The sequence below is a fragment of the Plantibacter sp. CFBP 13570 genome, from assembly GCF_014841395.1.
GTDB classification, from domain to species: domain Bacteria; phylum Actinomycetota; class Actinomycetes; order Actinomycetales; family Microbacteriaceae; genus Plantibacter; species Plantibacter auratus.
This window is the reverse complement of the sequence record NZ_JACYTW010000002.1, coordinates 75,705-100,184: the sequence shown is the minus strand read 5'-3', so window position 1 is coordinate 100,184 and position 24,480 is coordinate 75,705. Positions and strand designations below refer to the sequence as shown.

Annotated in this window: 21 protein-coding genes and 1 riboswitch; of the genes, 10 read left to right on the top strand and 11 right to left on the bottom strand. The window is 69.9% G+C overall.

All coding sequences use genetic code 11. The annotated features are described in order from the left end of the window. Positions 1 to 35 precede the first annotated feature (35 nt). The gene (locus IFT89_RS01500; RefSeq protein WP_307783375.1) at positions 36 to 1,958 is read right to left on the bottom strand and encodes a BglG family transcription antiterminator; all 1,923 of its coding nucleotides are present in this window, start codon (positions 1,956 to 1,958) and stop codon (positions 36 to 38) included. 187 nt (positions 1,959 to 2,145) lie between these two features. Between IFT89_RS01500 and IFT89_RS01495 the strand changes: the two genes are divergently transcribed. From IFT89_RS01495 to IFT89_RS01470, 6 genes are all read left to right on the top strand, one after another. Continuing rightward, positions 2,146 to 2,469 carry a PTS sugar transporter subunit IIB gene (locus IFT89_RS01495; RefSeq protein WP_202938015.1) on the top strand — a complete coding sequence of 108 codons (324 nt, stop codon included), beginning with the start codon at positions 2,146 to 2,148 and terminating at the stop codon, positions 2,467 to 2,469. A gap of 4 nt (positions 2,470 to 2,473) precedes the next feature. Beyond that, a complete protein-coding gene (locus IFT89_RS01490; RefSeq protein WP_064296634.1) occupies positions 2,474 to 2,749 on the top strand; it encodes an HPr family phosphocarrier protein in 276 nt (91 codons plus the stop codon). A 4-nt stretch (positions 2,750 to 2,753) separates the two neighbouring features. Continuing rightward, on the top strand, positions 2,754 to 4,433 hold the full coding sequence (ptsP, locus tag IFT89_RS01485; RefSeq protein WP_202938014.1) for a phosphoenolpyruvate--protein phosphotransferase: 1,680 nt from the start codon (positions 2,754 to 2,756) through the stop codon (positions 4,431 to 4,433). Next, complete coding sequence (locus IFT89_RS01480) at positions 4,430 to 6,016, top strand: PTS mannitol transporter subunit IICB (RefSeq protein ID WP_137242126.1); 1,587 nt, start codon at positions 4,430 to 4,432, stop codon at positions 6,014 to 6,016. Before ptsP ends, IFT89_RS01480 begins: the two co-directional genes overlap by 4 nt. Positions 6,017 to 6,134: 118 nt before the next feature. Further along, positions 6,135 to 6,569: a PTS sugar transporter subunit IIA gene (locus tag IFT89_RS01475; RefSeq protein ID WP_064296632.1), complete on the top strand. Its 435-nt coding sequence runs from the start codon at positions 6,135 to 6,137 to the stop codon at positions 6,567 to 6,569. Then, entirely contained in the window at positions 6,569 to 7,723 is a 1,155-nt protein-coding gene (locus IFT89_RS01470) for a mannitol-1-phosphate 5-dehydrogenase (protein WP_202938013.1), read from the top strand. The genes IFT89_RS01475 and IFT89_RS01470 overlap by 1 nt, the downstream gene beginning before the upstream one ends. 132 nt (positions 7,724 to 7,855) lie before the next feature. On the opposite strand, the gene IFT89_RS01465 is transcribed toward IFT89_RS01470, so the two are convergent. From IFT89_RS01465 to IFT89_RS01445, 5 genes are read right to left on the bottom strand one after another with little or no spacing between them, the layout of a single operon-like run. Next, the gene (locus IFT89_RS01465) at positions 7,856 to 9,217 is read right to left on the bottom strand and encodes an FAD-binding oxidoreductase (RefSeq protein WP_192018315.1); all 1,362 of its coding nucleotides are present in this window, start codon (positions 9,215 to 9,217) and stop codon (positions 7,856 to 7,858) included. Next, positions 9,214 to 10,368: an N-acetylglucosamine-6-phosphate deacetylase gene (gene nagA / locus IFT89_RS01460; RefSeq protein ID WP_202938012.1), complete on the bottom strand. Its 1,155-nt coding sequence runs from the start codon at positions 10,366 to 10,368 to the stop codon at positions 9,214 to 9,216. The genes IFT89_RS01465 and nagA overlap by 4 nt, the downstream gene beginning before the upstream one ends. After that, complete coding sequence (locus IFT89_RS01455) at positions 10,365 to 10,721, bottom strand: YrdB family protein (protein WP_234993927.1); 357 nt, start codon at positions 10,719 to 10,721, stop codon at positions 10,365 to 10,367. Before IFT89_RS01455 ends, nagA begins: the two co-directional genes overlap by 4 nt. A gap of 40 nt (positions 10,722 to 10,761) precedes the next feature. After that, positions 10,762 to 11,658, bottom strand: a complete 897-nt coding sequence (gene purU, locus IFT89_RS01450) for a formyltetrahydrofolate deformylase (protein WP_370582583.1) — start codon at positions 11,656 to 11,658, stop codon at positions 10,762 to 10,764. 27 nt (positions 11,659 to 11,685) lie between these two features. Then, complete coding sequence (locus IFT89_RS01445) at positions 11,686 to 12,078, bottom strand: MerR family transcriptional regulator (protein ID WP_191940665.1); 393 nt, start codon at positions 12,076 to 12,078, stop codon at positions 11,686 to 11,688. 184 nt (positions 12,079 to 12,262) lie between these two features. Between IFT89_RS01445 and IFT89_RS01440 the strand changes: the two genes are divergently transcribed. Then, positions 12,263 to 13,489 (top strand): MFS transporter, encoded by a 1,227-nt coding sequence (locus IFT89_RS01440; protein WP_202938011.1) that lies wholly within the window; start codon positions 12,263 to 12,265, stop codon positions 13,487 to 13,489. Positions 13,490 to 13,528: 39 nt separating this feature from the next. On the opposite strand, the gene IFT89_RS01435 is transcribed toward IFT89_RS01440, so the two are convergent. Together IFT89_RS01435 and IFT89_RS01430 are read right to left on the bottom strand one after the other, a co-directional pair. Further along, complete coding sequence (locus IFT89_RS01435) at positions 13,529 to 15,766, bottom strand: sigma-70 family RNA polymerase sigma factor (RefSeq protein WP_202938010.1); 2,238 nt, start codon at positions 15,764 to 15,766, stop codon at positions 13,529 to 13,531. A gap of 404 nt (positions 15,767 to 16,170) precedes the next feature. Beyond that, complete coding sequence (locus IFT89_RS01430; protein ID WP_202938009.1) at positions 16,171 to 17,673, bottom strand: family 20 glycosylhydrolase; 1,503 nt, start codon at positions 17,671 to 17,673, stop codon at positions 16,171 to 16,173. 158 nt (positions 17,674 to 17,831) lie between these two features. Next, positions 17,832 to 17,950: riboswitch (ZMP/ZTP riboswitch) on the top strand. A gap of 42 nt (positions 17,951 to 17,992) precedes the next feature. Between IFT89_RS01430 and glyA the strand changes: the two genes are divergently transcribed. Both glyA and IFT89_RS01420 read left to right on the top strand, forming a co-directional pair. Next, positions 17,993 to 19,264, top strand: a complete 1,272-nt coding sequence (gene glyA, locus IFT89_RS01425; protein ID WP_064296623.1) for a serine hydroxymethyltransferase — start codon at positions 17,993 to 17,995, stop codon at positions 19,262 to 19,264. Positions 19,265 to 19,275: 11 nt separating this feature from the next. After that, positions 19,276 to 20,148, top strand: coding sequence for a bifunctional methylenetetrahydrofolate dehydrogenase/methenyltetrahydrofolate cyclohydrolase (locus IFT89_RS01420; RefSeq protein ID WP_071259424.1), 873 nt, complete (start codon positions 19,276 to 19,278; stop codon positions 20,146 to 20,148). A 46-nt stretch (positions 20,149 to 20,194) separates the two neighbouring features. On the opposite strand, the gene IFT89_RS01415 is transcribed toward IFT89_RS01420, so the two are convergent. The 3 genes from IFT89_RS01415 to galT all read right to left on the bottom strand — a co-directional run bounded on the left by IFT89_RS01415 (position 20,195) and on the right by galT (position 23,546). After that, positions 20,195 to 20,935: an endonuclease domain-containing protein gene (locus tag IFT89_RS01415; protein ID WP_202938008.1), complete on the bottom strand. Its 741-nt coding sequence runs from the start codon at positions 20,933 to 20,935 to the stop codon at positions 20,195 to 20,197. A gap of 302 nt (positions 20,936 to 21,237) precedes the next feature. Next, positions 21,238 to 22,398: a galactokinase gene (galK, locus tag IFT89_RS01410; protein ID WP_202938007.1), complete on the bottom strand. Its 1,161-nt coding sequence runs from the start codon at positions 22,396 to 22,398 to the stop codon at positions 21,238 to 21,240. Then, the gene (gene galT, locus IFT89_RS01405; protein ID WP_202938006.1) at positions 22,395 to 23,546 is read right to left on the bottom strand and encodes a galactose-1-phosphate uridylyltransferase; all 1,152 of its coding nucleotides are present in this window, start codon (positions 23,544 to 23,546) and stop codon (positions 22,395 to 22,397) included. The genes galK and galT overlap by 4 nt, the downstream gene beginning before the upstream one ends. An 83-nt stretch (positions 23,547 to 23,629) precedes the next feature. On the opposite strand from galT, the gene IFT89_RS01400 reads away from it, so the two are divergent. Continuing rightward, positions 23,630 to 24,442, top strand: coding sequence for a DeoR/GlpR family DNA-binding transcription regulator (locus tag IFT89_RS01400; protein ID WP_192018307.1), 813 nt, complete (start codon positions 23,630 to 23,632; stop codon positions 24,440 to 24,442). Positions 24,443 to 24,480: the final 38 nt, after the last annotated feature.

Sequence of the window (24,480 nt, the reverse complement as noted above, 5' to 3'; positions counted from 1 at the left end):
TAGATGACCGAGAGGTGCTCGCGCCCGTGGAGCACTCAGCCGTCGATGACGTGTACGAGCTCGTCGATGAAGCCGGCGAAGTCCTCGGAACGGCGGATGATGCGGGCGACGCTCGAGCGCTCCGAGAACACCTCGACGAACTGGTCGAACACCGTCTGGAACGCGGCACGACCCGATTCGCTGAACGCCACGAGTGCGACGACGCTCACCCGGGCGCCGCCCCACTCCATCGGCGTCTCGTTCACGGCGATCGCGATGGCCGTCGAGTGCGCGGTCATCGCCATGGCGTGCGGGACGGCCAAGGTGTCGGTGAACGCCGTCGACGACATGCGCTCCCGCTCGATCGCCGCGGTGAGGTAGCTCTCGTCGATGATCCCCCGGGCGATCATGCGCTCGCCGAGCAAGCGGATCATGCCCTCCTCGTCCTCGGCATGCGCGTTCCGGAGGAAGAGGTCCGGGTGGAAGTACTGCAGCAGTTCGTCGGTGATCTCAGACAAGCGGGACGATCGACGGACGCGGCTGACCGCGGTGCGGACGCGCTCCACGTCGGCCGCGGTGAGGAACGGTTGGATGACGACGATGCCGTCGGCAGGGGCCGGTGGCTCGATCGTCGTGAGCACGAGGTCGGTGTCGATTGCGGCCCAGTCGACGTCGGTGCGGGTGATGACGGACCGGACGTCGAGGACGTCGCCCAGCTGCGATTCGACGCGTCGGCGCAGCACCTCGTGCATGTCGTAGTAGCCGGCGGACACGATCGTGGAGCCGAGCAGGGCCTCCTTACGGGCCTTCTGCTCGAGCTGGGCGCCGACGTGCATCGCGATGTAGGCGATCTCGTCGTCGTTGATGATGATCGAGCCGTGCCGCTGCAGTTGGCTGGCGATGAAGACCGCGAGCTCGTAGATCATCGGGTACGAGGTCTTGATCGAGCGGGTCAGCGGATTGCGTGAGTAGGACTGGTCCTGTGCCCGACGTATGAGGTTCTGCACGTGGAGGGTGAGCCGGACGATGAAGTCCTCGTCGGAGAGGTCGACGAGGTACTCGCGGCCGGCACGGTCGACGGCCTGACGGACGGCGGCGAGGTCGTCCTGGTTGACGTAGTCGTCGACGAGGACCTCGGCGGGAGCCCCGCTGCCCGGCGTCACCACCCGCGTCACGAGCAGGTAGCTGAGGTACACGAGGTCACCCTCGCCGAGCGTGACGTGGAAGTGGGCGTCGACGAGCCGCGCGAGATCCTCCGCGACCGCCTCGACCTCCGGGGTGCGCGGAGCATGGTCTGCGGGCTCCGCCGGACGGTCCTTCGTGACCCGGTCGATGGCGATCGCGATGTGGAGGAGGACGTTCGCGATGCCGTACTCGTTCACGTAGTACCCGCGCGCGGTCAACGCCTCGAGCAGCTCGCCCTTGAACGGGCTGAACTCGTTCGGCGCGAACGCGCGTTGGAGCGCCTCGAGTTCGACGATGCCGCGATCGGTCTCGTCGCGGAACATCCGGCTGAGGAGACGTCTCCGCTCGGTCTCACCGCCCGCCATCGTCACCGTCGATCCGGAACGGTCGAGCGTGAGGGCGGTGTCGGCGAGCATGGCGCGGACCCGGCCCAGGTCGCCCTCGACGGTCGACTCGCTGACGTGGAGCCGCTGTGCCGTCTCGTGCACGTCGATTCCCGAGGGGGCGCTGATGAGCAGCCGGACGAGCCCGTACAGCCGATCCCGGGGCGTCTCCGATTCGAACGCCGATGCGGCTCGCCGTCGGTAGACCGCGTAGCCGTCGGCGTTCAGGCGATACCCGTTCGGCCCGGACTCGACGACGTCGTGCGGTGCCGTGCGGGTGTTGACCGCCGTGACGTAGCTGCGGACGCTGCGCGGTGTGACGCCGAGCACCTCCGCGACCTCCGTGGCCGTCGTCCAGCCGTCCCGTCCCGCGAGGTAGCCGAGCATGCGGTCGTGTTTCTCGCGTGCCACGATGCCCTCTCCGTCGGTCGGCCGTCGCGCGGTCCGGGCGAACCGCTCCACCGAGTCAACCACCTTCCCGGCTGCTTCCGCGCGTTCGACGACCTTTCCGCCCCGGCGGAAGAGCTTCTGGTGGAGCCGCGAGAGGCGCGACGGAATGATGGGTTGGTAGGCAATCGGCGGTTCTGGAGAAGGTTCGATGAAGATCCTGGTGATTTGCGGCGCGGGTGCGTCGAGCACGTTCATGGCCCAACGCCTGCGTCGCGCAGCAGCCGACCGATCGATCGACGTCTCCGTCGCGGCCGGTGCCGAATCGCAGGTCCTCAGCGGCACGATCGCCCTCGACGGTGTCGACGTCCTGCTCGTCGGCGCCCACCTCGCCGACCACGAGGCCGCGCTGCGCACAGCGGCCGAGCCCACCGGCACCGCGGTCGCCGTCCTGCCCGGCGACGTCTTCGGCGTCGAGGGTGGCGCGCGAGCCCTCGAACTCGTCCTCTCGATCCAATCACCAACCAGGAGGTAACCCCATGGCAACTCGAACCGTCCGCATCGGCTCGTCGCACGGCCTGCATGCCAGGCCCGCGAAGCTGTTCACGCAGGCTGCGAAGGACGCCGGGGTCCCGGTGACGATCGCGAAGGGCAGCGGCAAGCCCGTCAACGCGGCGAGCATCCTCGGCGTGATCGCGCTCGCCGTCGAGCACGGCGACTACGTGACCCTGTCCGTCGACGGCGAGGGCGCCGCAGCCGAGGGCACCCTCGACACGCTCTCCGAGCTCCTGGTGACCGACCATGACGAGCAGTAGTCCGATGACCGCGTTCCAGGGCATCGGTATCGGCCAGGGCGTCGCCGTCGGCCCGGTAGCCCGCATGGCCGACCCGCTCCCCGCGCCCGCCGACGTCGCCAGCACCCTCGACCTCGCGACCGAGACCGAGCGCGCGAACACCTCCCTCGCCGCGGTCGCCCGCGAGCTCGAGGCCCGAGGCGCCGCCGCCGGTGGTGCCGCTCGTGACGTCCTCGAGGCCCAGGCGATGATGGCGGAGGACCCGACCCTCGCCGAGGAGATCGCCACGCGGCTCGCGGACGGCAAGACCGCCGAGTGGGCCGTCCACGCGGCCTTCGCCTCGTTCCGCGACCAGCTCGCCGCGATGGGCGGCTACCTCGGGGAGCGCGCCGCCGACCTCGACGACGTGTCGCAGCGGGTCATCGCCGACCTCATGGGCGTGCCGGCCCCCGGCGTCCCCTCGCCCGGCCACCCGTTCATCCTCGTCGCCCGCGACCTCGCGCCGGCCGACACCGCACTGCTCGACCTCGACCTGGTCCTCGGCCTCGTCACCAGCGACGGCGGCCCGACCTCGCACACGGCGATCCTCGCCCGCGAGAAGTCGATCGTCGCGATCGTCGGCGTCGTCGGGGCAGCCGAACTGACCGACGGCACGACCCTCGTCGTCGACGCGGCAGCCGGTGAGGTCACGGTCGATCCGACCCCCGAGCTCGTCGCCGCCACGGAGCAGCGCATCGCCGACCGCCTCGCGCTCGTGAACGCACCGGTCGTCCCCGGTGCGTTGGCCGACGGCACCCCCGTGCCGCTGCTCGCGAACCTGGGCTCGGCCGAGCACGCCGACGCCGCCGCAGAGCTCGGCGCCGAGGGCGTCGGTCTGTTCCGCACCGAGTTCCTCTTCCTCGACCAGGCGCTCGCGCCGACGGTCGAGCAGCAGCGTGCGCACTACGAGAAGCTCCTGAACGCCTTCCCCGGCAAGAAGGTCGTCGTGCGCGTCCTCGACGCCGGTGCCGACAAGCCGTTGGCGTTCCTGAACGACGCGCACGAGGACAACCCGGCGCTCGGACTCCGCGGCCTCCGTGCACTGCGGGCGAGCGAGGACATCCTGCGCGAGCAGCTCACGGCGCTCGCCCAGGCCGACGCCGCGACGGACGCCGACCTCTGGGTCATGGCCCCGATGGTGTCGACCGTCGAGGAGACGAAGTACTTCATGGCGATCGCCGCTGAGTACGGCCTGAAGACGCCCGGCGTCATGGTGGAGGTGCCGTCGAGCGCCCTCCTCGCCGACCGCGTCCTCGCCCACGCCGGATTCGCGTCGATCGGGACCAACGACCTCACGCAGTACACGCTCGCCGCGGACCGCCTGCTTGGTTCCGTCGGCGCGTTCCAGGACCCGTGGCACCCGGCGGTCCTCCGTCTCGTGCAGCTCGTCGGCGAAGCCGGCCAGCACCACGGCAAGCCGGTCGGCATCTGCGGCGAAGCAGCCGCCGACCCGCTCCTCGCCGTCGTCCTCGTCGGACTCGGCGCCACCACCCTGTCCATGTCACCGTCGGCGCTCGCCGACGTCCGTCACTCCCTCCAGCAGTACACGCTCGACGATGCACGGCGCATCGCGGCAGCAGCACTGGCCGCCGACGGTGCGGCCGAAGCCAGGGCAGCGGCCACCGCTGCAACGACTCCCGAAATGAAAGAGGCAACATCATCATGACAACGACGTCTACTCCCAAGAAGCCGGGAGGTGCACGAGTTGGCGTACAGCGATTCGGCACCTTCCTCTCCGGCATGGTCATGCCGAACATCGCGGCCTTCATCGCCTGGGGCCTCATCACCGCGTTCTTCATCGCGACCGGCTGGTTCCCGAACGGGATCCTCGGCGGCTTCGGCAACGCCGACCTCATCGGCTGGCAGGGTGCCGCGACGGCGCTCGCGCAGGCCGACGACGGTACGACCTTCCCGCAGTACGTCGGCCTCGTCGGCCCGATGATCACGTACCTGCTCCCGCTGCTCATCGCGAACACCGGTGGCCGCATGATCTACGGTGAGCGTGGCGGCGTCGTCGCGTCCATCGCGACCATGGGTGTCATCGTCGGCAGTGCGATCCCGATGTTCATCGGTGCGATGATCATGGGCCCGCTCGCCGCGTGGCTCATGAAGCAGGTGGACCGGATCTGGGACGGCAAGATCAAGGCCGGCTTCGAGATGCTGGTCAACAACTTCTCCGCGGGTATCCTCGGAGCCCTCCTCGCCATCGGCGGGTTCTTCGGTATCGCACCGATCGTCACCGCGCTCAGCAGCTTCCTCGAGGGCATCGTCGACTGGCTCGTCGCCAACTCGCTCCTGCCGATCGCGAGCATCTTCATCGAGCCCGGCAAGATCCTCTTCCTCAACAACGCCATCAACCACGGTGTGCTGACCCCGCTCGGTGTCCAGCAGTCCGAGGAGACCGGCAAGTCGATCCTGTTCCTCCTCGAGGCGAACCCCGGCCCGGGCCTCGGCATCCTGCTCGCGTTCTGCTTCTTCGGCATCGGTCTCGCGAAGGCGTCGGCCCCCGGCGCGGTCATCATCCAGTTCTTCGGTGGCATCCACGAGATCTACTTCCCGTACGTGCTCATGAAGCCGATGCTGGTCCTGGCTGCGATCGGCGGCGGCATGGCCGGTGTCGCGACGAACGTCGCGTTCAACACGGGTCTCCGTGCCCCGGCCTCGCCCGGCAGCATCATCGCCGTGCTCATCCAGACCGCACCCGACAGCTACTTCGGCGTGATCCTGTCGGTCATCGTCGCAGCAGCCGTCTCGTTCGCGATCTCCGCGATCATCCTGCGGGCCAGCCGGAAGCGCGACCTCGAGAACGAGAACGCCGGCGACCTCTCGGCCGCCGTCGCCGCGACCGAAGCCGCCAAGGGGAAGAAGTCGAGCGTGCTCGGCAACCTCTCCGCCGGAAGCGCCGCAGCCGGTGCCGACGTCGTCGATGAGGGCGTCGTCACGACGCTCGAGCGCGGCCCGATCCGCAACATCGTCTTCGCCTGCGACGCCGGTATGGGTTCGAGTGCGATGGGCGCCTCGGTGCTCCGCAACAAGATCAAGAAGGCCGGCATCGACGAGATCACCGTCACCAACAAAGCGATCGCGAACCTCGCCGACGACGTCGACCTCGTCATCACCCAGCGCGAGCTGACGGAGCGTGCGAAGGAGAAGACCCCGAGTGCCGTGCACATGTCGGTCGACAACTTCATGAACTCTCCGAAGTACGACGAAGTGGTGGAGTTGCTCCGCGGAGAGGGAGCACACTAGCAACGGAACGATCCCGGGGCGCACGCGAAGGGCGTGCGCCCCGGGGCTCCATCCACCGCCCTTCACCCGGCTCCGGACCGCACCGGCGGAGCCCCGCACGACGAATGCAGAGGAAGACATGTCGCAGGTACTGACCCAGGATCGGATCACCATCGTCACCGGGACGGTGACGCAGGAGGAGGCCATCCGCCGCGCTGCCGACGCCCTCGAAGCAGCCGGAGCCGTGACCGACGAGTACTTCGAGGCCATGCTCGCCCGCGAGCAGTCCGTGTCGACCTACATGGGCAACCTCCTCGCCATCCCGCACGGGACGAACGACGCGAAGGAGGCGGTCCGCGATTCCGCCCTGTCGTTCACCCGCTACGAGACCCCCATCGACTGGGACGGCGACGAGGTCCGCTTCGTCGTCGGCATCGCCGGCAAGGACGGCGGGCACATGGAGATCCTCTCCAAGATCGCCATCATCTTCTCCGAGGACGACGAGGTCGCCAAGCTGCTCGCAGCCGAGACGCCTGAGGAGCTCTACGCGCTCCTGAGCGAGGTCAACGAGTGATGCGAGCCGTCCACTTCGGCGCCGGCAACATCGGGCGCGGCTTCGTCGGCCTGCTCCTCCACGAGGGTGGCTACGAGGTCGTCTTCGCGGACGTCAACGCCGAGCTCATCGATGCGATCGCCGCGGCCGACAGCTACACGGTGCACGAGGTGGGCGACGGCGCGAAGGACACGGTCGTCACCGGGTTCCGCGCGATCAACAGTGCCACCGACGAGGAGGCCCTCGTCCAGGAGATCGCAACCGCCGAGGTGGTGACCACCGCCGTCGGGCCGACCATCCTGCGCTTCGTCGCTCCGGTCATCGCGCGTGGGATCGCCGCCCGTCCGGCCGACGCCGCTCCGCTCGCCGTCATGGCCTGCGAGAACGCGATCAACGCCACCGACCTCCTCGCCACCGAGGTGCGCCAGGCGGTCGGCGACGAGGCCTGGGCGTCGCTGTCGACCCGGGCCGTGTTCGCGAACACGGCCGTTGACCGCATCGTCCCGGGCCAGCCCGCCGGGCAGGGCATCGACGTGACCGTCGAGACCTTCTACGAGTGGGCCATCGAGACCCCGGCGTTCAACGGCTCCCTGCCGTCGATCCCCGGTGCCCACTTCGTCGAGGAGCTCGCGCCGTACATCGAGCGGAAGCTCTTCACCGTGAACACCGGCCACGCCTCCGTCGCCTACTTCGGTGCGCGCGCCGGTATCGGGACGATCGCCGAAGCGCTCGCCGAGCCGTCGATCGCCGCGGCCGTCGGCGCGGTGCTGGAGGAGACCTCCGCGCTGCTCGTCGCCAAGCACGGGCTCGACGTCGACGCGCAACGCGAGTACCGCGAGACGATCCTCCGTCGCTTCTCGAACGTGCATCTGCCCGACACCGTGGAGCGCGTCGGTCGGCAGCCGTTGCGCAAACTGAGCCGGACCGAGCGGTTCATCGGGCCCGCCGCAGAGCTGGCGGAGCGCGGGATGGCCCACGACGCACTCGTCTCGGCGATCGGAGCTGCGCTCGAGTTCGACGTCGCCGACGACGAGCAGAGCGTCCACCTGCAGGCGAAGCTCCACGAGCTCGCGCCGGGCACCTTCGTCGAGGAGGTCACCGGCCTCGCGCCCGAGCACCCGCTGGCTCCCGCGGTGCTCGCGCAGGTCGTCGCCCGACAGGCATCGCTCGCGTAACGCCCGTCGACAGGCTCAGGGACCGGATCCGTCCGGACCCTGGGCCTGTCGCCGTTTTCGGAGCCCGTTCCGGTCCCTGAGCCAGCCTCCGGTCCCCGAGCCTGTTCCGGTCCCTGAGCCTGTCGAAGGGCCTCAGAACATCTTGCCCGGGTTGAGGAGGTTCTCGGGGTCGAAGAGCCGCTTGATCCCGTGCTGGAGCGCCAGCTGATCCTCGCCGAGCTCGTCGCCGAGCCAGCGCTTCTTGAGCAGGCCGATGCCGTGCTCGCCGGTGAGGGTACCGCCGAGCCGCAGCGCGGTGGTGAAGAGGTCGTCGGCGGCCTGCCAGATGAGGTCGGGTACCTCGACACCCTCGAAGACGAAGTTCGGGTGGAGGTTGCCGTCGCCCGCGTGCGCGACCGTCGGGATGGAGATGCCGTACCGGCGCTCGATCTCGCCGATCGCCGTGAACATCGCCGCCAATTGGCTGCGGGGGACCGACACGTCCTCGATGAGCGGGGTGCCGAACTGCTCGAGCGAGGGGTGCAGGGCACGGCGGACGGCCAACAGATGCTCACCCGTCGCGTGGTCGGTGGACATCTCGGCACGCCCGCCGCCGGCGTGGAGCACATCGAGGATCGCGGCGGCCTCCGCCTCGGCGTTCGGGCCGTCGGTCTGGATCACGACGTGCGCCTCGCCGCTGGTCGGGGTCGGCAGCTGCAGGTAGCGATGCACGGCGACGAGCGCGACGGGGTCGAGCAGTTCCATGATCGACGGCTGGACACCGGACGCGGTGACGGCGGCGGTGGCCTCCGCTGCCGAGACCACGCTCGGGAAGTAGCCGGCGATGGTCGCGACGGTGCCCGGCGTCACGCGCCGGATGCGGACGGTCGCCTCGACGATGACGCCGAGGACGCCCTCGGAGCCGACCATGAGACTCGTGAGGTCGAGGCCGGTGACCCCCTTCACGCTCCGGTGCCCGACGCTGATGAGCCGACCGTCGGCCAGGACGACCTTGAGCGCGAGCACTGCGTCGCGCGTCACGCCGTACTTGGCGCAGAGCAGGCCGCCGGCACCGGTCGCGATGTTCCCACCGACGGTCGAGATCGCGCGGCTCGCCGGGTCGGGAGCGAACCAGAGCCCCCTGGCGAGCAGGAGGTCGTTGAAGGCGCCGTTGATGATGCCCGGTTCGACCACCGCGAGGAGGTCGGGTTCGTTGATCTCCAGGACGCGCTGCATCTCGAGCGTCGACAGGACGATCTCGCCCGCGCCGCCGAGCGCGCCGCCGGCCAGTCCGGTACCGGCTCCGCGCGTCACGACCGGCGTCCCGGTCGCGGTGGCGATGCGCATGACCGTCTGGACGTCCTCGATGGAACGCGCGGAGACCACGGCGAGGGGCGGGGCGTCCGACATGTGTCCGGACTTGTCGGACCGTGCGTCCGCGAGGACGGCGTCCGTCGTTGAGACTGCGTCGCCGAGGGCGTCACGGAGGGCGTCGAGGACGGGAGGCGTCGTCATCGCGGCAGGGCTGATCCGTCGGCCCAGACCGCCTGGACGTTCCACTGGTGGTCGAGGAGGACGGCGTCCGCGGCGTATCCCGGGGCCAGCCGTCCGAAGCGGTCGGCCATGCCGAGGACGCGGGCCGGGGTGCTCGTGAGGGCACCGACCGCGGCGTCCGCCGCGACACCGCTCGCGACGGCGAGTCGGAGCGCCCGGTCGAGCGTCAGCGTGGAGCCGGCGATCGAGTCGCCTTCCACGAGCCGCGCCAAACCGTCCGTCACCTGGACCTCGAGGGCTCCCAGGAGGTAACGGCCGTCGGAGGACCCTGCTGCGGCCATCGCGTCGGTGATGAGTGCGACACGGCCCGGTGCCTGCTCGAAGGCGAGCTTGGCGACGTCGGGGTGCACGTGTTCGCCGTCGAGGATGAGCTCGACCGTGACCCGCTCGTCGGCGAAGGAGGCGATGATCGGTCCGGGCGCGCGGTGGTGGATCCCGTTCATCGCGTTGAACACGTGGGTGACGAGCCGGGCGCCGAGATCGAACGCCGTCTTCGTCAGTGCCTCGTCGGCGTCGGTGTGACCCACGGCGACGATGACGCCGGCCTCGACGAGGACCTGGATCGCCTCGAGGGCGTTCGGCAGCTCAGGGGCGATCGTGATCTGCCGGAGCGTACCTCGGCTCGCGTCGATGAGGCGTTCGACGACCGCCGGGCTCGGGTCGATGAGCGCCCCGGGGTCGTGCGCGCCCTTCTTGGCCGGTGAGAGGAACGGACCTTCGAGGTGGGCTCCGAGGACCAGGGGATCCTCGGCGACGAGGTCGGCGATCCCCTCGAGACTCGCGACGAGGGCGTCGACCGGGTTCGAGACGAGACTGATGAGTGTCCTCGTGGTCCCGTGCGCCCGGTGCACCGCGAGTGCGCGTCCGATAGCGTCGCGTCCGTCGTCGAAGGACGACCCGCCGCCACCGTGGACGTGGAGGTCGATGAACCCCGGCGTGAGGTGGCCGCCGTGTGCGTCGAGGACGGATGCGCCGTCGCCGACGGGGATGGACCGCCAGTCGTCGCCGGTGCCGGTGGAGCGGATGACCCCGTCGACCGCGTGCAGCCAGAAGGCGTCCTGGTGGCCGTCGACGTCGACCTTGGTGGCGGAGTGGATCAGGAGCTCGTTCATGCGAGCTGCTTCCGTCCGCGGACGACACCACTGGCGACGGCGACCACGGCGAAGACGGTCGCGATGATCGGTTGCCCGAGGTGCAACCAGGCGAGCGCCGCCGCCGCGAAGATGAGGAGCTCGACGACCGCCTGGCCGTAGAGGTCGATGCGGATCACGGCGCGCGGTGAGAGGAACAGCGCCCAGAGGATGATCGCCACGACCGGCGCGGCGATCCCGACGACCACGTTCAGCGGGAACGGCCACACCGCGACGCCCCAGAAGCCGAGCGAGAAGAAGGCGAAGAGTTCGAGGAAGAACCGCAGGATCTCGTTGGGGCCGATCTTCACGTCGGCGGGAGTTCGTTCAGACACCACACGATTCTACGGCGCGTGGCAGCGAGCCCGCTCCGGGTCAGCGGAAGATGATCGTGCGCGCACCGTCGAGGAGGACGCGGTCCTCGGCGAACCACTTCACCGCCTGGGTGAGGGTGCGGCTCTCCTCGTCCTGGCCGATGGCGACGAGCTCCGCGGGGGAGCGGGAGTGGTCCACGCGGACGACGTTCTGCTCGATGATCGGTCCCTCGTCGAGGTCGCTCGTCACGAAGTGCGCCGTCGCACCGATGAGCTTGACGCCGCGCGCATGCGCCTGCTTGTAGGGGTTCGCGCCCTTGAAACCGGGCAGGAAGGAGTGGTGGATGTTGATGGCGCGACCGGCGAGGCGCTCGCAGAGCTCGGGGGAGAGGATCTGCATGTACCTGGCGAGGACGACGAGCTCGATGTCGTGCTCCTCGACGGCCTCGACGACCCTGGCCTCGAACGCCGCCTTCGAGGCGGCGTCCGTCACGGGCAGCGCCTCGAAGGGCACGCCGTAGAAGGAGGCGAGATCGCGGAGTGAACCGTGGTTGCTGAGCACGAGGGGGATCTCGACCGGGAGCTGGCCGGCCCGTTGACGGAAGAGGAGGTCGTTGACGCAGTGTGCCGCCGTCGAGGCCAGGACGAGCGTCCGGAGCGGACGACCGACGACGTCGAGCCGCCACTGGAGGGCGTACCGCTCGACGACCGGTGCGATGGCCGCCTCGAAGCGCTCGCGCGAGACCGCCGCCTCGACCTGGAGCCGCATGAAGAACCGCCCGGTGTCATCGCTCGAGAACTGCTGGCTCTCGGTGATGTTGCCGTCGGCCTCGACGATCGCACCGCTGATCGCGTGCACGATGCCGGGCCGGTCCTCGCAGATGATCGAGAGCACCCAGTGGACGGAGCGCTCGTGCGTGGTCGATGGCACAGCGGAGGGATCGGTCGAGTTCGTCACCGACTCAGGTTACCGGGACCCGACGGCTCAAGCCGCAGGGACGGACCGCTCGTCGACGAGGTCGGCGTGGGAGGACTGCCGCAGGTACGACCGCACCGTCTCGCGGCTCTGTCGCAGGCAGTCGATGCGGGCGTCGATCGAGGCGATCTGCGCGTGGAGCGACTCGGCCGTCGCGCGGGAGCAGTCGGGCACGGCACGCGAGGTGCGTGCGTCGTCGAGATCGAGGACCACGCGCACGAGACGGGTCGTGAGCCCCGCGTCGAACAGGTTGTCGACCGTGACGACGTGGTCGATCGCGGACGGTTCGTACTCCTCGGGCGCGTGCGACGCGCGCACGGGCGCCAGGAGTCCCTCCTCCTCGTAGGAGCGGAGCCGGGTGGCCGGGACACCCGTTCGTTCAGCGAGTTCTGCAATGCGCATGAGCGGCCTCTCTGTCACCTTCACGTCAGCTGCAACGTCGGATCGAGCCCTCCGCATTCCCGCCCTCGGGTAGACTCGTCCGCGGTCGCCGGATGTCGGTTGACCCTGGGCGCGCACATCAGCGCGTAGACGAACTCGTCCGCCACGTCAGCCGACGAGTGAACGCCATCGTTGGAGCAATCCGATGACCTCCTCTTCGCCCTCCTCGGCGCGCGCCGCCGAACCCTCCAAGCCGACGTCACCGCTGTCCCCCTGGGTCGGCCTGATCGCGCTCGCGGCGGGCACCTTCCTCTCCGTCACCGGCGAGATGATCCCGACCGGCCTCCTCCCGGAGATGAGCACCTCGCTCGGCGTCACCGAGTCGCAGATCGGGCTCCTTGTCAGCGTGTTCGCGTTCACGGTGGTGCTGTCGAGCACCGCGCTCATCCACCTCACCAGGCGTGTCCCGCGACACGCGTTGCTCGTGGCCGTCATCGTGGTCCTCGGCGTGAGCACCGGTCTCGGCGCGCTCGCCCCGAACTACGAGCTCCTCGTCGCCACCCGGGTGCTCGGCGGGCTCGCCCATGGCGTCTTCTGGGCGGTCGTCGGCGCGTACGCCGGTCACCTGGTCCCGAAGGAGCAGCTCGCGCGCGCCGTGTCCGTGACGATCGCGGGAGGCACGCTCGCCTTCGTCCTCGGCGTCCCGCTCAGCACCGCGCTCGGGCACGCGCTCGGCTGGCGACTCGCGTTCGGCGTCCTCGCCGCGGCGATGCTCCTCGGCGCCGTCGTCGTGTGGTGGAAGCTGCCGCCCGTCGGTCGGGAGGAGTCGCACGCGGCAGCCTCGGGTGCCACGGGCCGTGATCCGAGCATCGTCCCGGTCGCGATCGTCTGCATCGCGGTCGGCGTCATCATGGCGGGCCATTACGCGTTCTACACCTACATCGCACCGTTCCTCATCGGCGAGGTCGGTGTCCCGGCCGGCCAGCTCAGCATCCTCCTCCTCGTCTACGGCGTCGCGGGCGCGATCGGCCTCATCCTCACCGGCAGCGTCTTCGCGAGGCGTGCGACCACGGGGCTGTTCGTCGCCCTGACCGTGTCTGCCGCCATGGTGAGCGCGCTCGCCCTCTCGGCAGGCTGGCTTCCGGGCGCGCTCGTCGCGTTCTTCCTCTGGGGGACGGCCTTCGGCATGCTGCCGCCGCTCATGCAGACGCGCCTCCTGCACGCGGCGAGCCCGCGCATCCGCGACACCGCGAACGCGTTCTACACGACGGCGTTCAACACGGGTATCGGTGGCGGCTCGGCGCTCGGCGCGTTGCTCCTCGCCGAGATCGGTCTCGGCGTGCTGCCGTGGGTGTACGTGTGCCTCGCCGTGGTCGCGACCTCACTCCTCGCGGCGGACGTGCTGCGCACCCGCAAGCGCGAGTCCGTCTGATCGAGCACGAGCCGTTGCGGACGCGCTGAGCGGGACCGCTTACGGTACAACCGGTTCGTCCGTCGTCGGCGCCGGTGAGGCGTCTGCACCATCGGTCGGCGCGGTGACGTCGGGCGCGGTCGCCACCGGCGTCTCCGTCGCGGGATCCGGCTCGGTCGTACTCGGCACGTCCGGCTCCGTCGCGGGAGCCGCTTCCACCGGGGTCTGATCCGCGATCGGGTCGACGACGGCCTGAACCGGGACCGGAGCGGGAACCGCCTCCGGTGCGGTGTCCAGAACCGCTTCCGGGAGCGGGGCCGTCGCCGGATCGACGGCGGCGTCGGTACTCAGGAGTCCGGTCAGCGAGAGGTACTCGACGGAGGTCGCAGGTCCCACGCGCGATGGGTCGGACGGGTCGACGCTCCAGACGCTGAGCTCGTGGAACCCGACGGCAACGGCGGCGCCGGTGAGCGTCGCTCGACCGTCGGCGTCGAGCGCGACGCGTTGCTCGTCACCACCGTCGACCGTGTATCCGACCGCGCCGTTCGGAGCACCGACGACCACGAGCGGGCCGGTCGGATCGAGGAACTGCACCGACAGGACCGTCCGGAGCCCGGTGACGGCCGGCCCGCTGATCGACATGGTGGCCGGTTCGGCGGACACGGAGACCTCGTCGCCCAGGGTCTGGCGGACGGTCAGGACGAAGGTGCCCGTGCGGCCGAGGTCGACCGGGCCGGTCGACCAGGTCCCGGTCTCGGGAGGGGCTGTGGCGGACGCCCGCCGAGCGGAGGCCGGCACGACCGTCGACGCGACGACCACGTCTCCGTCGAGGATGTCGACGGTGGCGCCGGCCGCGGCGGTACCGCTAAAGGCGGGCCACAGGAAGCCGCCACCGGTGTCGGCGGCCATCGTCGGCGCCGGGAGCTCCTCGGGGTCCGTCGGATCCACGGGGTCCACCGGGTCGACGGGATCGACGGGAGGGGCGACGGGCGGAGCCGTCGGCGACGGCACCTGGGGGTCGGCCACCGGAGGCGGCGTCGCACCCGTGCCGGGCGTCGGCCGGGGAGTGGGCACCGGTGCCGAGGGTGTCGGGGTCGTCGGCGCGGACGGCGACGTCGTCGGACCCGTGGTCGGAGTCGCGCCCGGTGTCGGCACGGCGACGGGGTCGCTGGTCTCGTCGGCCGAGACAGAGGTCGCCGAGTCTGCTCCGGGCGGGAACACCACCGGACCCAGGACGAGCGCGGCTGCGGTCACCACCGCGACGACGCCGATGCCGATCGCGGCGATGATCCCACCGGAGAGACCCGCCGTCGCAGCACCCGCGACGCCCGCACCCGACGCGACACCGGCGCCGGACGCGGCGCCACTGGAACCGGCTGCGCCGGAAGTCGCTGCTCCGCCGGAGGCCGCCACCGAGGTGCTCAGGTGCGCCGTCAGTGCGACCCCGCCGGTGACGCCGGCCGGCATCGCGGCGACCGCGGTCGTCGACGCACCGTTCGTCTGCAACCACGCGGTGTAGCCGGCCGCACCGGCGGCGCCTGCGACGAGGGGGAGGAGGACGAGCGCCATGCGCGAGCCGACCTCCTTCGCCTCAGCGGCCACGATGGTGCACCGCTGACAGGCGTCCAGGTGCGACTCGACCTTGGCGGTGTCCCGCGCGGAGAGGTTCCCGCGCGCGTACGATCCGAGCCTGCTGATCGTGAAGGCGTGCTCCGAATCGTCGTCGACGGCCTGCAGGTGCGCCTGGATCCACGCTTCGCGCAGACCCTCGCGTGCTCGGTAGGCGAGCGCGGACACCGAGTTGGCCTTCATCCCGAGGAGCGGCGCGACCTCCGCAGGCGTCATCGCCTCGATCTCCGTGTACCAGAGCACCTCCTGCCACCGGGTCGGCAGGCTCCGGAACGCTCGGGCACTCAGGCTGCGATCGAGGGCCTCGATCGAGGAGGCCTCGTTCGTGTCCGGGTCCTCGAAGGAGTCCAGGGTGTCGAGCGAGGTCTCCCGACGCGATCGGCCCCACGCGGCCGCCGTGTTCCGGATGGTGGTGAACAGGTACGGGCGGAAGGCGCCGGTGGGTCCCTTCCCACGACGGACCGCCTGATAGATGCGGGCGAAGGACTCCGAGACGAGGTCGTCGGGATCGAGGCTCGAGGTGACGGACCGGGCGACGGTCCGTCCGGCGTTCGAGTGCCGTCGCCACAGCTCCGCATAGGCGTCCTGCGAGCCCGTGCGGGTGTGCTCGATGAGCTCGGCATCCGATCGCTCGGTGAGCGATGAAGCCGGGGATGTATCCAGGCTCATGATGCCTCCGTCTGCGAGCTGCGCACTACCGGGCACCGTGCCCGCCCAAGAGAGTCGGGTGGAGCGGGATCATGACGCCGATTCCTCATCTTGGCACGAGGTGCCTCGCGGACAGCCGCTGGCGACGAGGAAGATCCGTTTCGATTGTTCTGGGAAACCGCGTCATGACCTGCTCGGGATGCACTCTCTCAGGATGAACAGCAGGATTCCCGGCGACGGGGACCCGGCTGGGTCGTCCTCGGACGGCCACGATGCGCGCCACGGCCGGTGTGCATCGGGCAACGGACCCGAAACGTTGCAGATCTCGACGGGAGGGGGCGCCTTCGTGCGTACCCGTCGACAGGCCGGGAGTGGTGCTCGGGGGCGAGCATCGCTCCCGGCCGCCTTTCCGACCGTCGCTCGGATCAGTCGAGCCAGCTGACCTCGGGGGAGCGGTGGAAGGCGATGCCCGCTGCCGACCATCCCTGAGCAAGTTCGGCCAGCCGGACCCGGAAGTCGCTCCAGTCCGGCGCGCGTCGCTCCGACCATCCGATCTCCGCGATGGACGCGACACGAGGGAAGACGAGGAACTCGAGCGTCTGCACGTCGGCCACGGTCTCCGTCCAGAGCGGGGCCTCGACGCCGAGGATGTCCTGCTCACCGACGCCTTCGACGATCTCGGTCGGCTCCCAGACGGCGGAGCGTTCGACACTCGTGGGGCCGTCCGCCCAGGTGAGGCCTGCCGTCGCGACGTCGGGGTACTGCATGTCGAGGTAGGCGGCGTCCGCCGGAGACATGATGACCTGCCCGCCCTGATCCACGAACGAGCGCAGCTTGTCGGCGTGACCGTCCTCGGGGGAGACGTAGTTCCAGTACTGGCCGATGGTGCCGGGGTCGAGGTCGCGTGACGCGCCGAACTCGTGCCAGGCGATGGCGGTCTTCCCCGTCGTGGCGACCAACTCGGAGACCCGACGGGCGAAGTGGAGGAAGTCCTCCTCAGTGGTGGCGAGCGCTTCATCGCCGCCCAGGTGGAGATAGGGGCCCGGGGTCATCGCAGCGAGCTGGGTGAACACGTCCTCGAGGAACGTGTAGGTGGACTCGGCATGGATGTCGAGGCTCGAGAAGCCGACCTCCGTGCCGGTGTACGGCTCGCGGGCGACGCCGTCCGGGTTGAGTTCGGGATACGCCGAGAGGACCGCGTTCGTGTGTCCGGGGACGTCGATCTCGGGGACGATCGTGATGCGGCGGTCGGCGGCGTACTCGATGATCGCCCGGTAGTCGTCGGCGCTGTACGAGCCGCCCGTACCACCACCGACGGCGGTCGCCGCACCGATCCCGGTGAGCTCCGGCCACCCGGCGATCTCGAGGCGCCACCCCTGGTCGTCGGTGAGATGCAGATGCAGGTGGTTGAGCTTGAGTGCGGCGATCTGGTCGATGAACCGCTGCACCTGCGCGACCGTGAAGAAGTGCCTCGCGACGTCGAGCATCGCGCCGCGGTAGGCGAAGCGCGGAGCGTCATCGATGAAGGTCGCAGAGACGATCCAGTCCTGTGCGCCGGCCGTCGGTGCCCAGTTGGCCGGCGGGAGGAGCTGCCTGAGCGTCTGCGTGCCGTGGTGGACCCCGTCGGCGTCCGCGCCGACGATCTCGACACCGGAGGCCGCGGCGGTCAATCGATAGGCCCCGCTCGTCGTCGACAGGCTGGGGTCGATCGACAGCGTGATGTCCGTACCCGCGGAGGCCACGACCTCCTCCGTGCCGGTGGTCTCGACCGGGAGGGCGAACCCCGTCGAGGTGCGCAAGGCGTGGGCGAGGATCCGAGCTGTGGTCGCAACCGACGGGTCGGTACGGATCACCGACTCCGCCGACAACCGGAACGGGGGAGCGGAGGCGTCGGTGGTCTGCGAGACGGGGCGGGGCAGCAGGCTCATGGGCGGTTCCTTCGGCGTCGGCGACGCGGGATCGTGGGGCTGGAACGGGGTTTGTTCGGATTATGAACAAGCGTCGGGCCATCCTGACACACCGGCCTCCACCGCTGCCCGGCCTCTCCACAGGACGGTGCGCGTCGGGCGTCCCGTTGCTATGCTGCTAGCAGTCGCAACTGGCGTATAGACGGAGTTCCGCTCCGCCTCAGATGGTTCACCATCGGGGAGCGACCCTGCACCTTGAAGACAAGGGCGGATTCGGCCGCACGCCTGGGCCGAAACGGCACATCACCGACATCCGTTCTGTCACAAAAGGGAGCCAGTCTTGTCCGACACCTTCAACGCGCCACTCTCCGAGGTCGATCCCGAGATCGCAGCGGTCCTCGAGCAGGAGCTCGGTCGCCAGCGCAACACCCTCGAGATGATCGCGAGCGAGAACTTCGTGCCCGTCTCCGTCCTGCAGTCGCAGGGCAGTGTCCTCACCAACAAGTACGCCGAGGGCTACCCGGGTCGTCGCTACTACGGCGGCTGCGAGTTCGTCGACATCGCCGAGTCCCTCGCGATCGAGCGGGCCAAGAGCCTCTTCGGCGCCGCGTACGCGAACGTCCAGCCGCACTCGGGCGCCACGGCCAACGCCGCGGTCCTGTCGGCGATCGCCACCCCCGGCGACACCATCCTCGGTCTCGAGCTCGCCCACGGCGGTCACCTCACCCACGGCATGAAGCTCAACTTCTCCGGCAAGCTCTACAACGCCGTCTCCTACGGCGTCGACCCCGAGACCTTCCTCGTCGACATGGACGTCGTCCGCGACAAGGCACTCGAGCACAAGCCGCAGGTCATCATCGCCGGTTGGTCCGCCTACCCGCGCCAGCTCGACTTCGCCGCGTTCCGCGCGATCGCCGACGAGGTCGGCGCGAAGCTCTGGGTCGACATGGCGCACTTCGCCGGCCTCGTCGCCGCAGGTGTCCACCCGTCGCCCGTGCCGTTCGCCGACGTCGTGTCCTCCACCGTGCACAAGACCATCGGCGGCCCGCGCTCCGGCTTCATCGTGAGCCGCGACATGGAGCTCGCCAAGAAGCTCAACTCGAACGTGTTCCCCGGCCAGCAGGGCGGACCACTCATGCACGTCATCGCCGCCAAAGCGACGGCGTTCAAGCTCGCCGCCACGGCTGAGTTCAAGGACCGTCAGGAGCGGACGCTCCGCGGTGCCAAGCTCCTCGCCGAGGCGCTCACCTCCGAGGCGTCGAAGGCCGCCGGCATCGACGTCCTCACCGGCGGCACCGACGTGCACCTCGTGCTCGCCGACCTCCGCACCTCCGAGCTCGACGGCCAGCAGGCCGAAGACCTCCTCCACGAGGTCGGCATCACGGTCAACCGCAACTCGGTGCCGTTCGACCCGCGCCCGCCGATGGTCACCTCCGGTCTGCGGATCGGTACGCCGGCGCTCGCGACGCGTGGCTTCGGCGACACCGAGTTCGCCGAGGTCGCCGACATCATCGCCCTCGCGCTGCGCAACGGTGCCGAGGCCGGAGCCCTCCGGGAGCGCGTCACCGCGCTCGCCGAGCGCTTCCCGCTCTACCCCGGCCTCCAGCAGTAGGGCGCGGGCGCATGACCGCACAGATCCTCGACGGCAAGGCCACCGCCGCGGCCATCAAGTCCGAACTCGCGATCGAGGTGGCCGCGCTCAAGGAGCGCGGCATCTCGGTCGGGCTGGGCACTGTCCTCGTCGGGTCCGACCCGGGTTCGCAGTGGTACGTCGCCGGGAAGCACCGCGACTGTGCCGAGGTCGGCATGGAGTCGATCCGACGCGACCTGCCCGAGACGGTCTCGCAGGAGGAGCTCGAGGCCGTCCTCGACGAGCTCAACGCCGACGAGAGCTGCACCGGCTACATCGTGCAGCTGCCGTTGCCGAAGCACATCGACACCGACGCGATCCTCGAGCGCATCGATCCCGAGAAGGACGCCGACGGGCTCCACCCGACCAACCTCGGTCGTCTCGTGCTCAACGTGAACCGCCCGATCCACACGCCGCTGCCGTGCACGCCGAAGGGCGTCATCGAGCTGGTGGAACGCCATGGGATCAGCTGGGCGGGCAAGCACGTCGTCGTCGTGGGCCGCGGGGTCACCGTCGGTCGCGCGATCGGCCCGCTGCTCACCCGTCGTGAATACAACGCGACGGTCACGCTGACGCACACCGGAACGGTCGGACTCGACGACATCCTCCGCACCGCCGACGTGATCGTCGCCGCGGCGGGCGTCCCCGGGATCGTCACGCGCGATGCCGTGAAGCCCGGCGTGATCGTCCTCGACGTCGGTGTGAGCCGCGAGACCGACCCCGAGACCGGCAAGTCCCGGGTCGTCGGCGACGTCGCCCCTGACGTGGCCGAGGTCGCCTCGTGGATCAGCCCGAACCCCGGTGGTGTCGGCCCCATGACCCGCGTCGGTCTCCTCGCCAACGTCGTCCGCATGGCCACCCCCTAACCCAGCCCGCGAGGGGTCCCGTTTGGTTGGTGCGCGCGGCGTGCCGCTAGCCATTCGGGACCCCTCGTGAGCGCAGGGCCTGGGCCACACGGTCGGCGATGAGCGACGGAGTGCCGAGGTGCGATCGGTTCACGCGGATGACTCGCCAACCGGCGGCCATCAGGCGGTCCAGCCGGTCGATGTCCCGGAACGCCTGGCTTTCCGTCGCGAAGTGGACGGCTCCGTCGTACTCGACGAGCACTCGGTGCTCGGGATACACCAGGTCTCCGAGCGCCAGGAAGGCGCCGTCGTCATCGACGATGACGCGATTCACCTGCGGTTCGGGAAGACCAGCTTGAACGAGCGACAGCCGGAGCTTGGTCTCCTGCGGTGAGTCCGTTCCCGGACGGATCGACAGGAGCGCCTCCCTGAGCCGCTTCGCGCCGCGTCGCCCGTTCATGCGTGCGAGCCCACGGATGAGTTGCGGCATCGTCGCGAGCGGGTCCTGGCGCCCGACCAGTGCATCGCCGATCATGATGAGTTGACCGAGCGACAGCGTGTTGCCGAGCTGACACCAGACATCGACAGCGGTGGAAACCGGAACCCCGCCCAGTATCGCGGTCTCCCAGTGTGACCCGTCGAGCTTGTGCCCGACGACCGCCGCTCCCTTCGGCGCTCGCTGTGGAGCCGCTGCCGAAACATGGATGGGACCGTTCTCCAGCGGCAGCGGCAGCGGGAGTTCCCAGAGCGAGGCCGCGAACGTGTGGCTGAAGAACTGACCAGGTAACAAGAGCGGGGCGTACGTCAATGCCCGTTCGTGCGCCGATTTCGCATCATGAGCGACGTGAACGCCGTGATGCGGATGTCGGAGATCGCCAGCTCGCAGACGGGCCCTGGTCACGCCCAGGGTGCGGGCTTCGTGAGCCGTGAAGGCTCGCTGGGCAAGGGGTTCGGGCAACGAGTCGCGGACAGCCATCCCCTCAGCCTGACCACTGAAAGGACCCCGCCGCCGAAGTTCCTCACAAGCTGCCCGCGAGGGGTCCCGAATGGCTAGTGGTCAGGCTGTTCGACCAGCCATTCGGGACCCCTCGCGGGCAGGGGAGGGGAAGGTCAGGATTCTCGGGTGGCTCCGGCGGCGGGGCGGACGGGGAAGATGGTCGGGGCGGTGAAGGACGCCTGGGCGAACGCCGCCGTGACCGCCTCCGCCACGGCCGACGCCAGGGCGACGGGGACCAGGGCGATCGCCGCACCCCCGAAGCCACCACCGGTCATGCGCGAACCGATCGCACCCGCGGCCATCGACGTCTCGACGGCCAGGTCGAGTTCCGGCACGGAGATCTCGAAATCGTCACGCATCGACGCGTGCGAGGCCACGAGCAGCTCGCCGATCGACGTCGGGCCGTGCTCGCGCAGGGTCCGGACGGTGTCGAGGACCCGCTGGTTCTCGGTCACGACGTGACGAACACGGCGGAAGGTCTCGTCGTCGAGCAGCTCACGAGCGCGGTCGAGGTCGCCGACCGTGACGTCGCGGAGTGAGTCGGCGCCGAGCGCTGCGGCACCCGCCTCGCAGGACGCCCGACGTGCGGCGTACCCGCCCGACACGTGGGCGTGCTCGACGCGCGTGTCGATGACGAGCAGCTCGAGGTCGTGCTCCTCGAAGCCGAGGGGGATGACGTCGGTCTCGAGCGAGCGGCAGTCGAGGAAGACGCCGCAGTCACGCCGGCCGAGGAGCGACGCCGACTGGTCCATGATGCCGGTCGGTGCGCCGACCGCCCGGTTCTCGGCGAGCTGGCAGATCTTCGCGAGCGTCCGGCGGTCGTGGTCGAGGTGCCAGATCTCGTTCAGTGCGACGGCGACCGAGGCCTCGATGGCCGCGGAGGAGGAGAGGCCGGCCCCGACCGGGACGTCGGAGTCGATGTAGATGTCGACCCCGGGCACCTCCTGCAAGGGTGCCCCGAACTGGCCGAGCGCCCATGCGACGCCGAGCGGGTAGGCAGACCAGCCGTGCAAGGCGTCGGGATCGAGCGCGCGCACCGAGACCTCGACGATCTCGGGCGAGAAGCTGCTCGACACGCGGATGCGGTCGTCGTCACGGCGCCGGACGGCTGCGACGGTGCGGCGGTCGATCGCCATCGGGAACACGAAGCCGTCGTTGTAGTCGGTGTGCTCGCCGATGATGTTCACGCGGCCGGGCGCGGTCCAGAGGCCGTGCGGTTCGCTGCCGAAGGCGTTCTCGAATCCGCTCGTGGCGGTGCGCTGCAGGTCGGTCATACGGGGTTCTCCTCGTCGGCTGCGGCGATCGCGGCGCGCAGGGCGGTGGCGGTGGTCTCGGGCGGGACGTCGCCGATCCAGGCGCCCATGGCGGCCTCGGAGCCGGCCAGGTACTTCAGGCGGTCGGCTCCACGACGTGGGGAGGTGAGCTGCAGGTGGAGTCGGAGCTCGTCGCGGTGGACGCGGGTCGGCGCCTGGTGCCAGGCGGCGATGTACGGGGTCGGGGTGTCGTACAGGGCGTCGACTCCCCGCAGCAACCGCAGGTAGAGACCGGCGAGCTCATCCCGTTCTTCGAGCGAGGTCGCGGCGAAGTCGGGCACGTGCCGGTGGGGGAGCAGGTGTACCTCGATGGGCCAGCGCGCGGCGAACGGGACGAACGCCGTCCAGTGCTCGCCGGCGAGGACGACGCGCTCGTCAGCCTGCTCCGCGGCGAGGATGTCGGCGAAGAGTCCGGGACCGTAGGCCTCGCTCGCGGCGATGAGCCGCTGCGTGCGCGGGGTCACGTAGGGGTAGGAGTAGATCTGTCCGTGCGGGTGGTGGAGGGTGACACCGATCTGCTCGCCACGGTTCTCGAAGGGGAACACCTGCTGGATCGAGTCGATCTGCGACAGTGCGTGCGTCCGGCGGGCCCACGCTTCGATCACCGTGCGCGCCCGGGTGCGGGACAGCGAGCCGAAGGAACCGGTGCTCGACGGGCTGAAGCTCACGACCTCGCATCGGCCGACCGAGGTGCGCGTCCGGCCGATTCCGACCGTCTCGAGGTCGGCGAGGTCGACCGGTGCGTTCTCGTCTTCGAGCAGCGGTCCGAAGGACGGCGACTTGTTCTCGAAGACCGCGACGTCGTACTGGTCGGGGATCTCGGAGGGGTTCGAGGGGCTCGCGGGCGCGAGCGGGTCGAGGTTCGCGGGTGGCAGCATCACGCGGTTCTGGCGGGCGGCGGCGATCGAGATCCACTCACCTGTGAGCGGGTCCTGGCGCATGGATGCGGTCGGCGGTCGTGGGGCGAGTTCGCGTGCGTCGGGCAGGCGCTCCGCAGGCAGCGTCGTGTAGACGTCGTCGAAGTAGATGAGTTCGCGACCGTCGGCGAGGCGCTGGGTCGAGCTCGCGATCGCCGGGTCGATGACGAAGGTGTCGTCGAGTGGGGGCATGGGGATCCTCAGAATGGGTTGTCGAAAGGAAACGTACAACGTTTCGCCTTGAAAAGTATAGGCAAGTCAGCGAAGATTCAAGCATGTCCGACGACGAGCCGATGCAGTTGCCCGCCCCACTGCGACGCGACCGCATCCGCGAGCTCCTCGATGAGCGCGGCTTCGTGCGCGTCGCCGACATCTCCGACGACTTCGGCGTCTCCCGGGTGACCGCCCGGACGGACCTCGACACCCTCGTCGACCAGGGCGAGGCCGTCCGCGTGCACGGAGGTGCGATGCCCGTGCAGGGACGCGGCGCCGTGGAGTCGCCGATCGAACTCGCGACCGCGACCTCGGCCCACGCGAAGCAGCGGATCGGTGAGGCGGCGGCCGCGATGGTGCGCTCCGGTCAGAGCGTGATCGTCGACGTCGGCAGCACCGGCCTCGCCCTCGCCCGCGCGCTCAAGGCTCGCCGCGACCTCGCCGACGTCGTGGTCATCACGAACGGCCTGACCATCGCGCTCGAGCTCGAGTCGGAGATCCCGAGGTTCTCGGTGATCGTCACTGGTGGATCGCTTCGGCCGCTCCAGCATTCGCTCGTCGATCCGCTCGCCGGTTCGCTGCTCGGCCAGGTCCACGCCGATCTCGCCTTCATCGGGTGCAACGGTGTCGACGCAGGCCATGGCGTGACCAACGTCAACCTGCCCGAGGCCGAGGTGAAAGCCAGGATGGTTCGCGCGGCCGAGCGGGTGGTCGTGGTCGCCGATGCCTCGAAGCTCGGTGTGCGGCAGCTCGGCCGGATCGCCGGGCTCGAGGCCTTCGACGCCCTCCTGACCGACGACGAGGCGGCACCCGAGACCATCGCACTCCTCCGGGAAGCGGGACTCGCGGTGACGCTGGTCCCACTCGGCGACTGACCTCGCGCCGCGTCCCGCGGCGTCCCGGCACTCGCGCG

What these genes read in the sequence shown, in the direction of transcription:
- galT (WP_202938006.1), bottom strand. Translation starts at nt 23,546, where the DNA reads ATGCCCCCACTCGACGACACCTTCGTCATCGACCCGGCGATCGCGAGC.
- ptsP (WP_202938014.1), top strand. Translation starts at nt 2,754, where the DNA reads ATGACCGCGTTCCAGGGCATCGGTATCGGCCAGGGCGTCGCCGTCGGC.
- IFT89_RS01465 (WP_192018315.1), bottom strand. Translation starts at nt 9,217, where the DNA reads ATGACGACGCCTCCCGTCCTCGACGCCCTCCGTGACGCCCTCGGCGAC.
- IFT89_RS01475 (WP_064296632.1), top strand. Translation starts at nt 6,135, where the DNA reads ATGTCGCAGGTACTGACCCAGGATCGGATCACCATCGTCACCGGGACG.
- IFT89_RS01495 (WP_202938015.1), top strand. Translation starts at nt 2,146, where the DNA reads ATGAAGATCCTGGTGATTTGCGGCGCGGGTGCGTCGAGCACGTTCATG.
- IFT89_RS01445 (WP_191940665.1), bottom strand. Translation starts at nt 12,078, where the DNA reads ATGCGCATTGCAGAACTCGCTGAACGAACGGGTGTCCCGGCCACCCGG.
- IFT89_RS01430 (WP_202938009.1), bottom strand. Translation starts at nt 17,673, where the DNA reads ATGAGCCTGCTGCCCCGCCCCGTCTCGCAGACCACCGACGCCTCCGCT.
- IFT89_RS01420 (WP_071259424.1), top strand. Translation starts at nt 19,276, where the DNA reads ATGACCGCACAGATCCTCGACGGCAAGGCCACCGCCGCGGCCATCAAG.
- IFT89_RS01435 (WP_202938010.1), bottom strand. Translation starts at nt 15,766, where the DNA reads ATGAGCCTGGATACATCCCCGGCTTCATCGCTCACCGAGCGATCGGAT.
- IFT89_RS01480 (WP_137242126.1), top strand. Translation starts at nt 4,430, where the DNA reads ATGACAACGACGTCTACTCCCAAGAAGCCGGGAGGTGCACGAGTTGGC.
- nagA (WP_202938012.1), bottom strand. Translation starts at nt 10,368, where the DNA reads ATGAACGAGCTCCTGATCCACTCCGCCACCAAGGTCGACGTCGACGGC.
- IFT89_RS01400 (WP_192018307.1), top strand. Translation starts at nt 23,630, where the DNA reads ATGTCCGACGACGAGCCGATGCAGTTGCCCGCCCCACTGCGACGCGAC.
- IFT89_RS01440 (WP_202938011.1), top strand. Translation starts at nt 12,263, where the DNA reads ATGACCTCCTCTTCGCCCTCCTCGGCGCGCGCCGCCGAACCCTCCAAG.
- IFT89_RS01490 (WP_064296634.1), top strand. Translation starts at nt 2,474, where the DNA reads ATGGCAACTCGAACCGTCCGCATCGGCTCGTCGCACGGCCTGCATGCC.
- galK (WP_202938007.1), bottom strand. Translation starts at nt 22,398, where the DNA reads ATGACCGACCTGCAGCGCACCGCCACGAGCGGATTCGAGAACGCCTTC.
- IFT89_RS01470 (WP_202938013.1), top strand. Translation starts at nt 6,569, where the DNA reads ATGCGAGCCGTCCACTTCGGCGCCGGCAACATCGGGCGCGGCTTCGTC.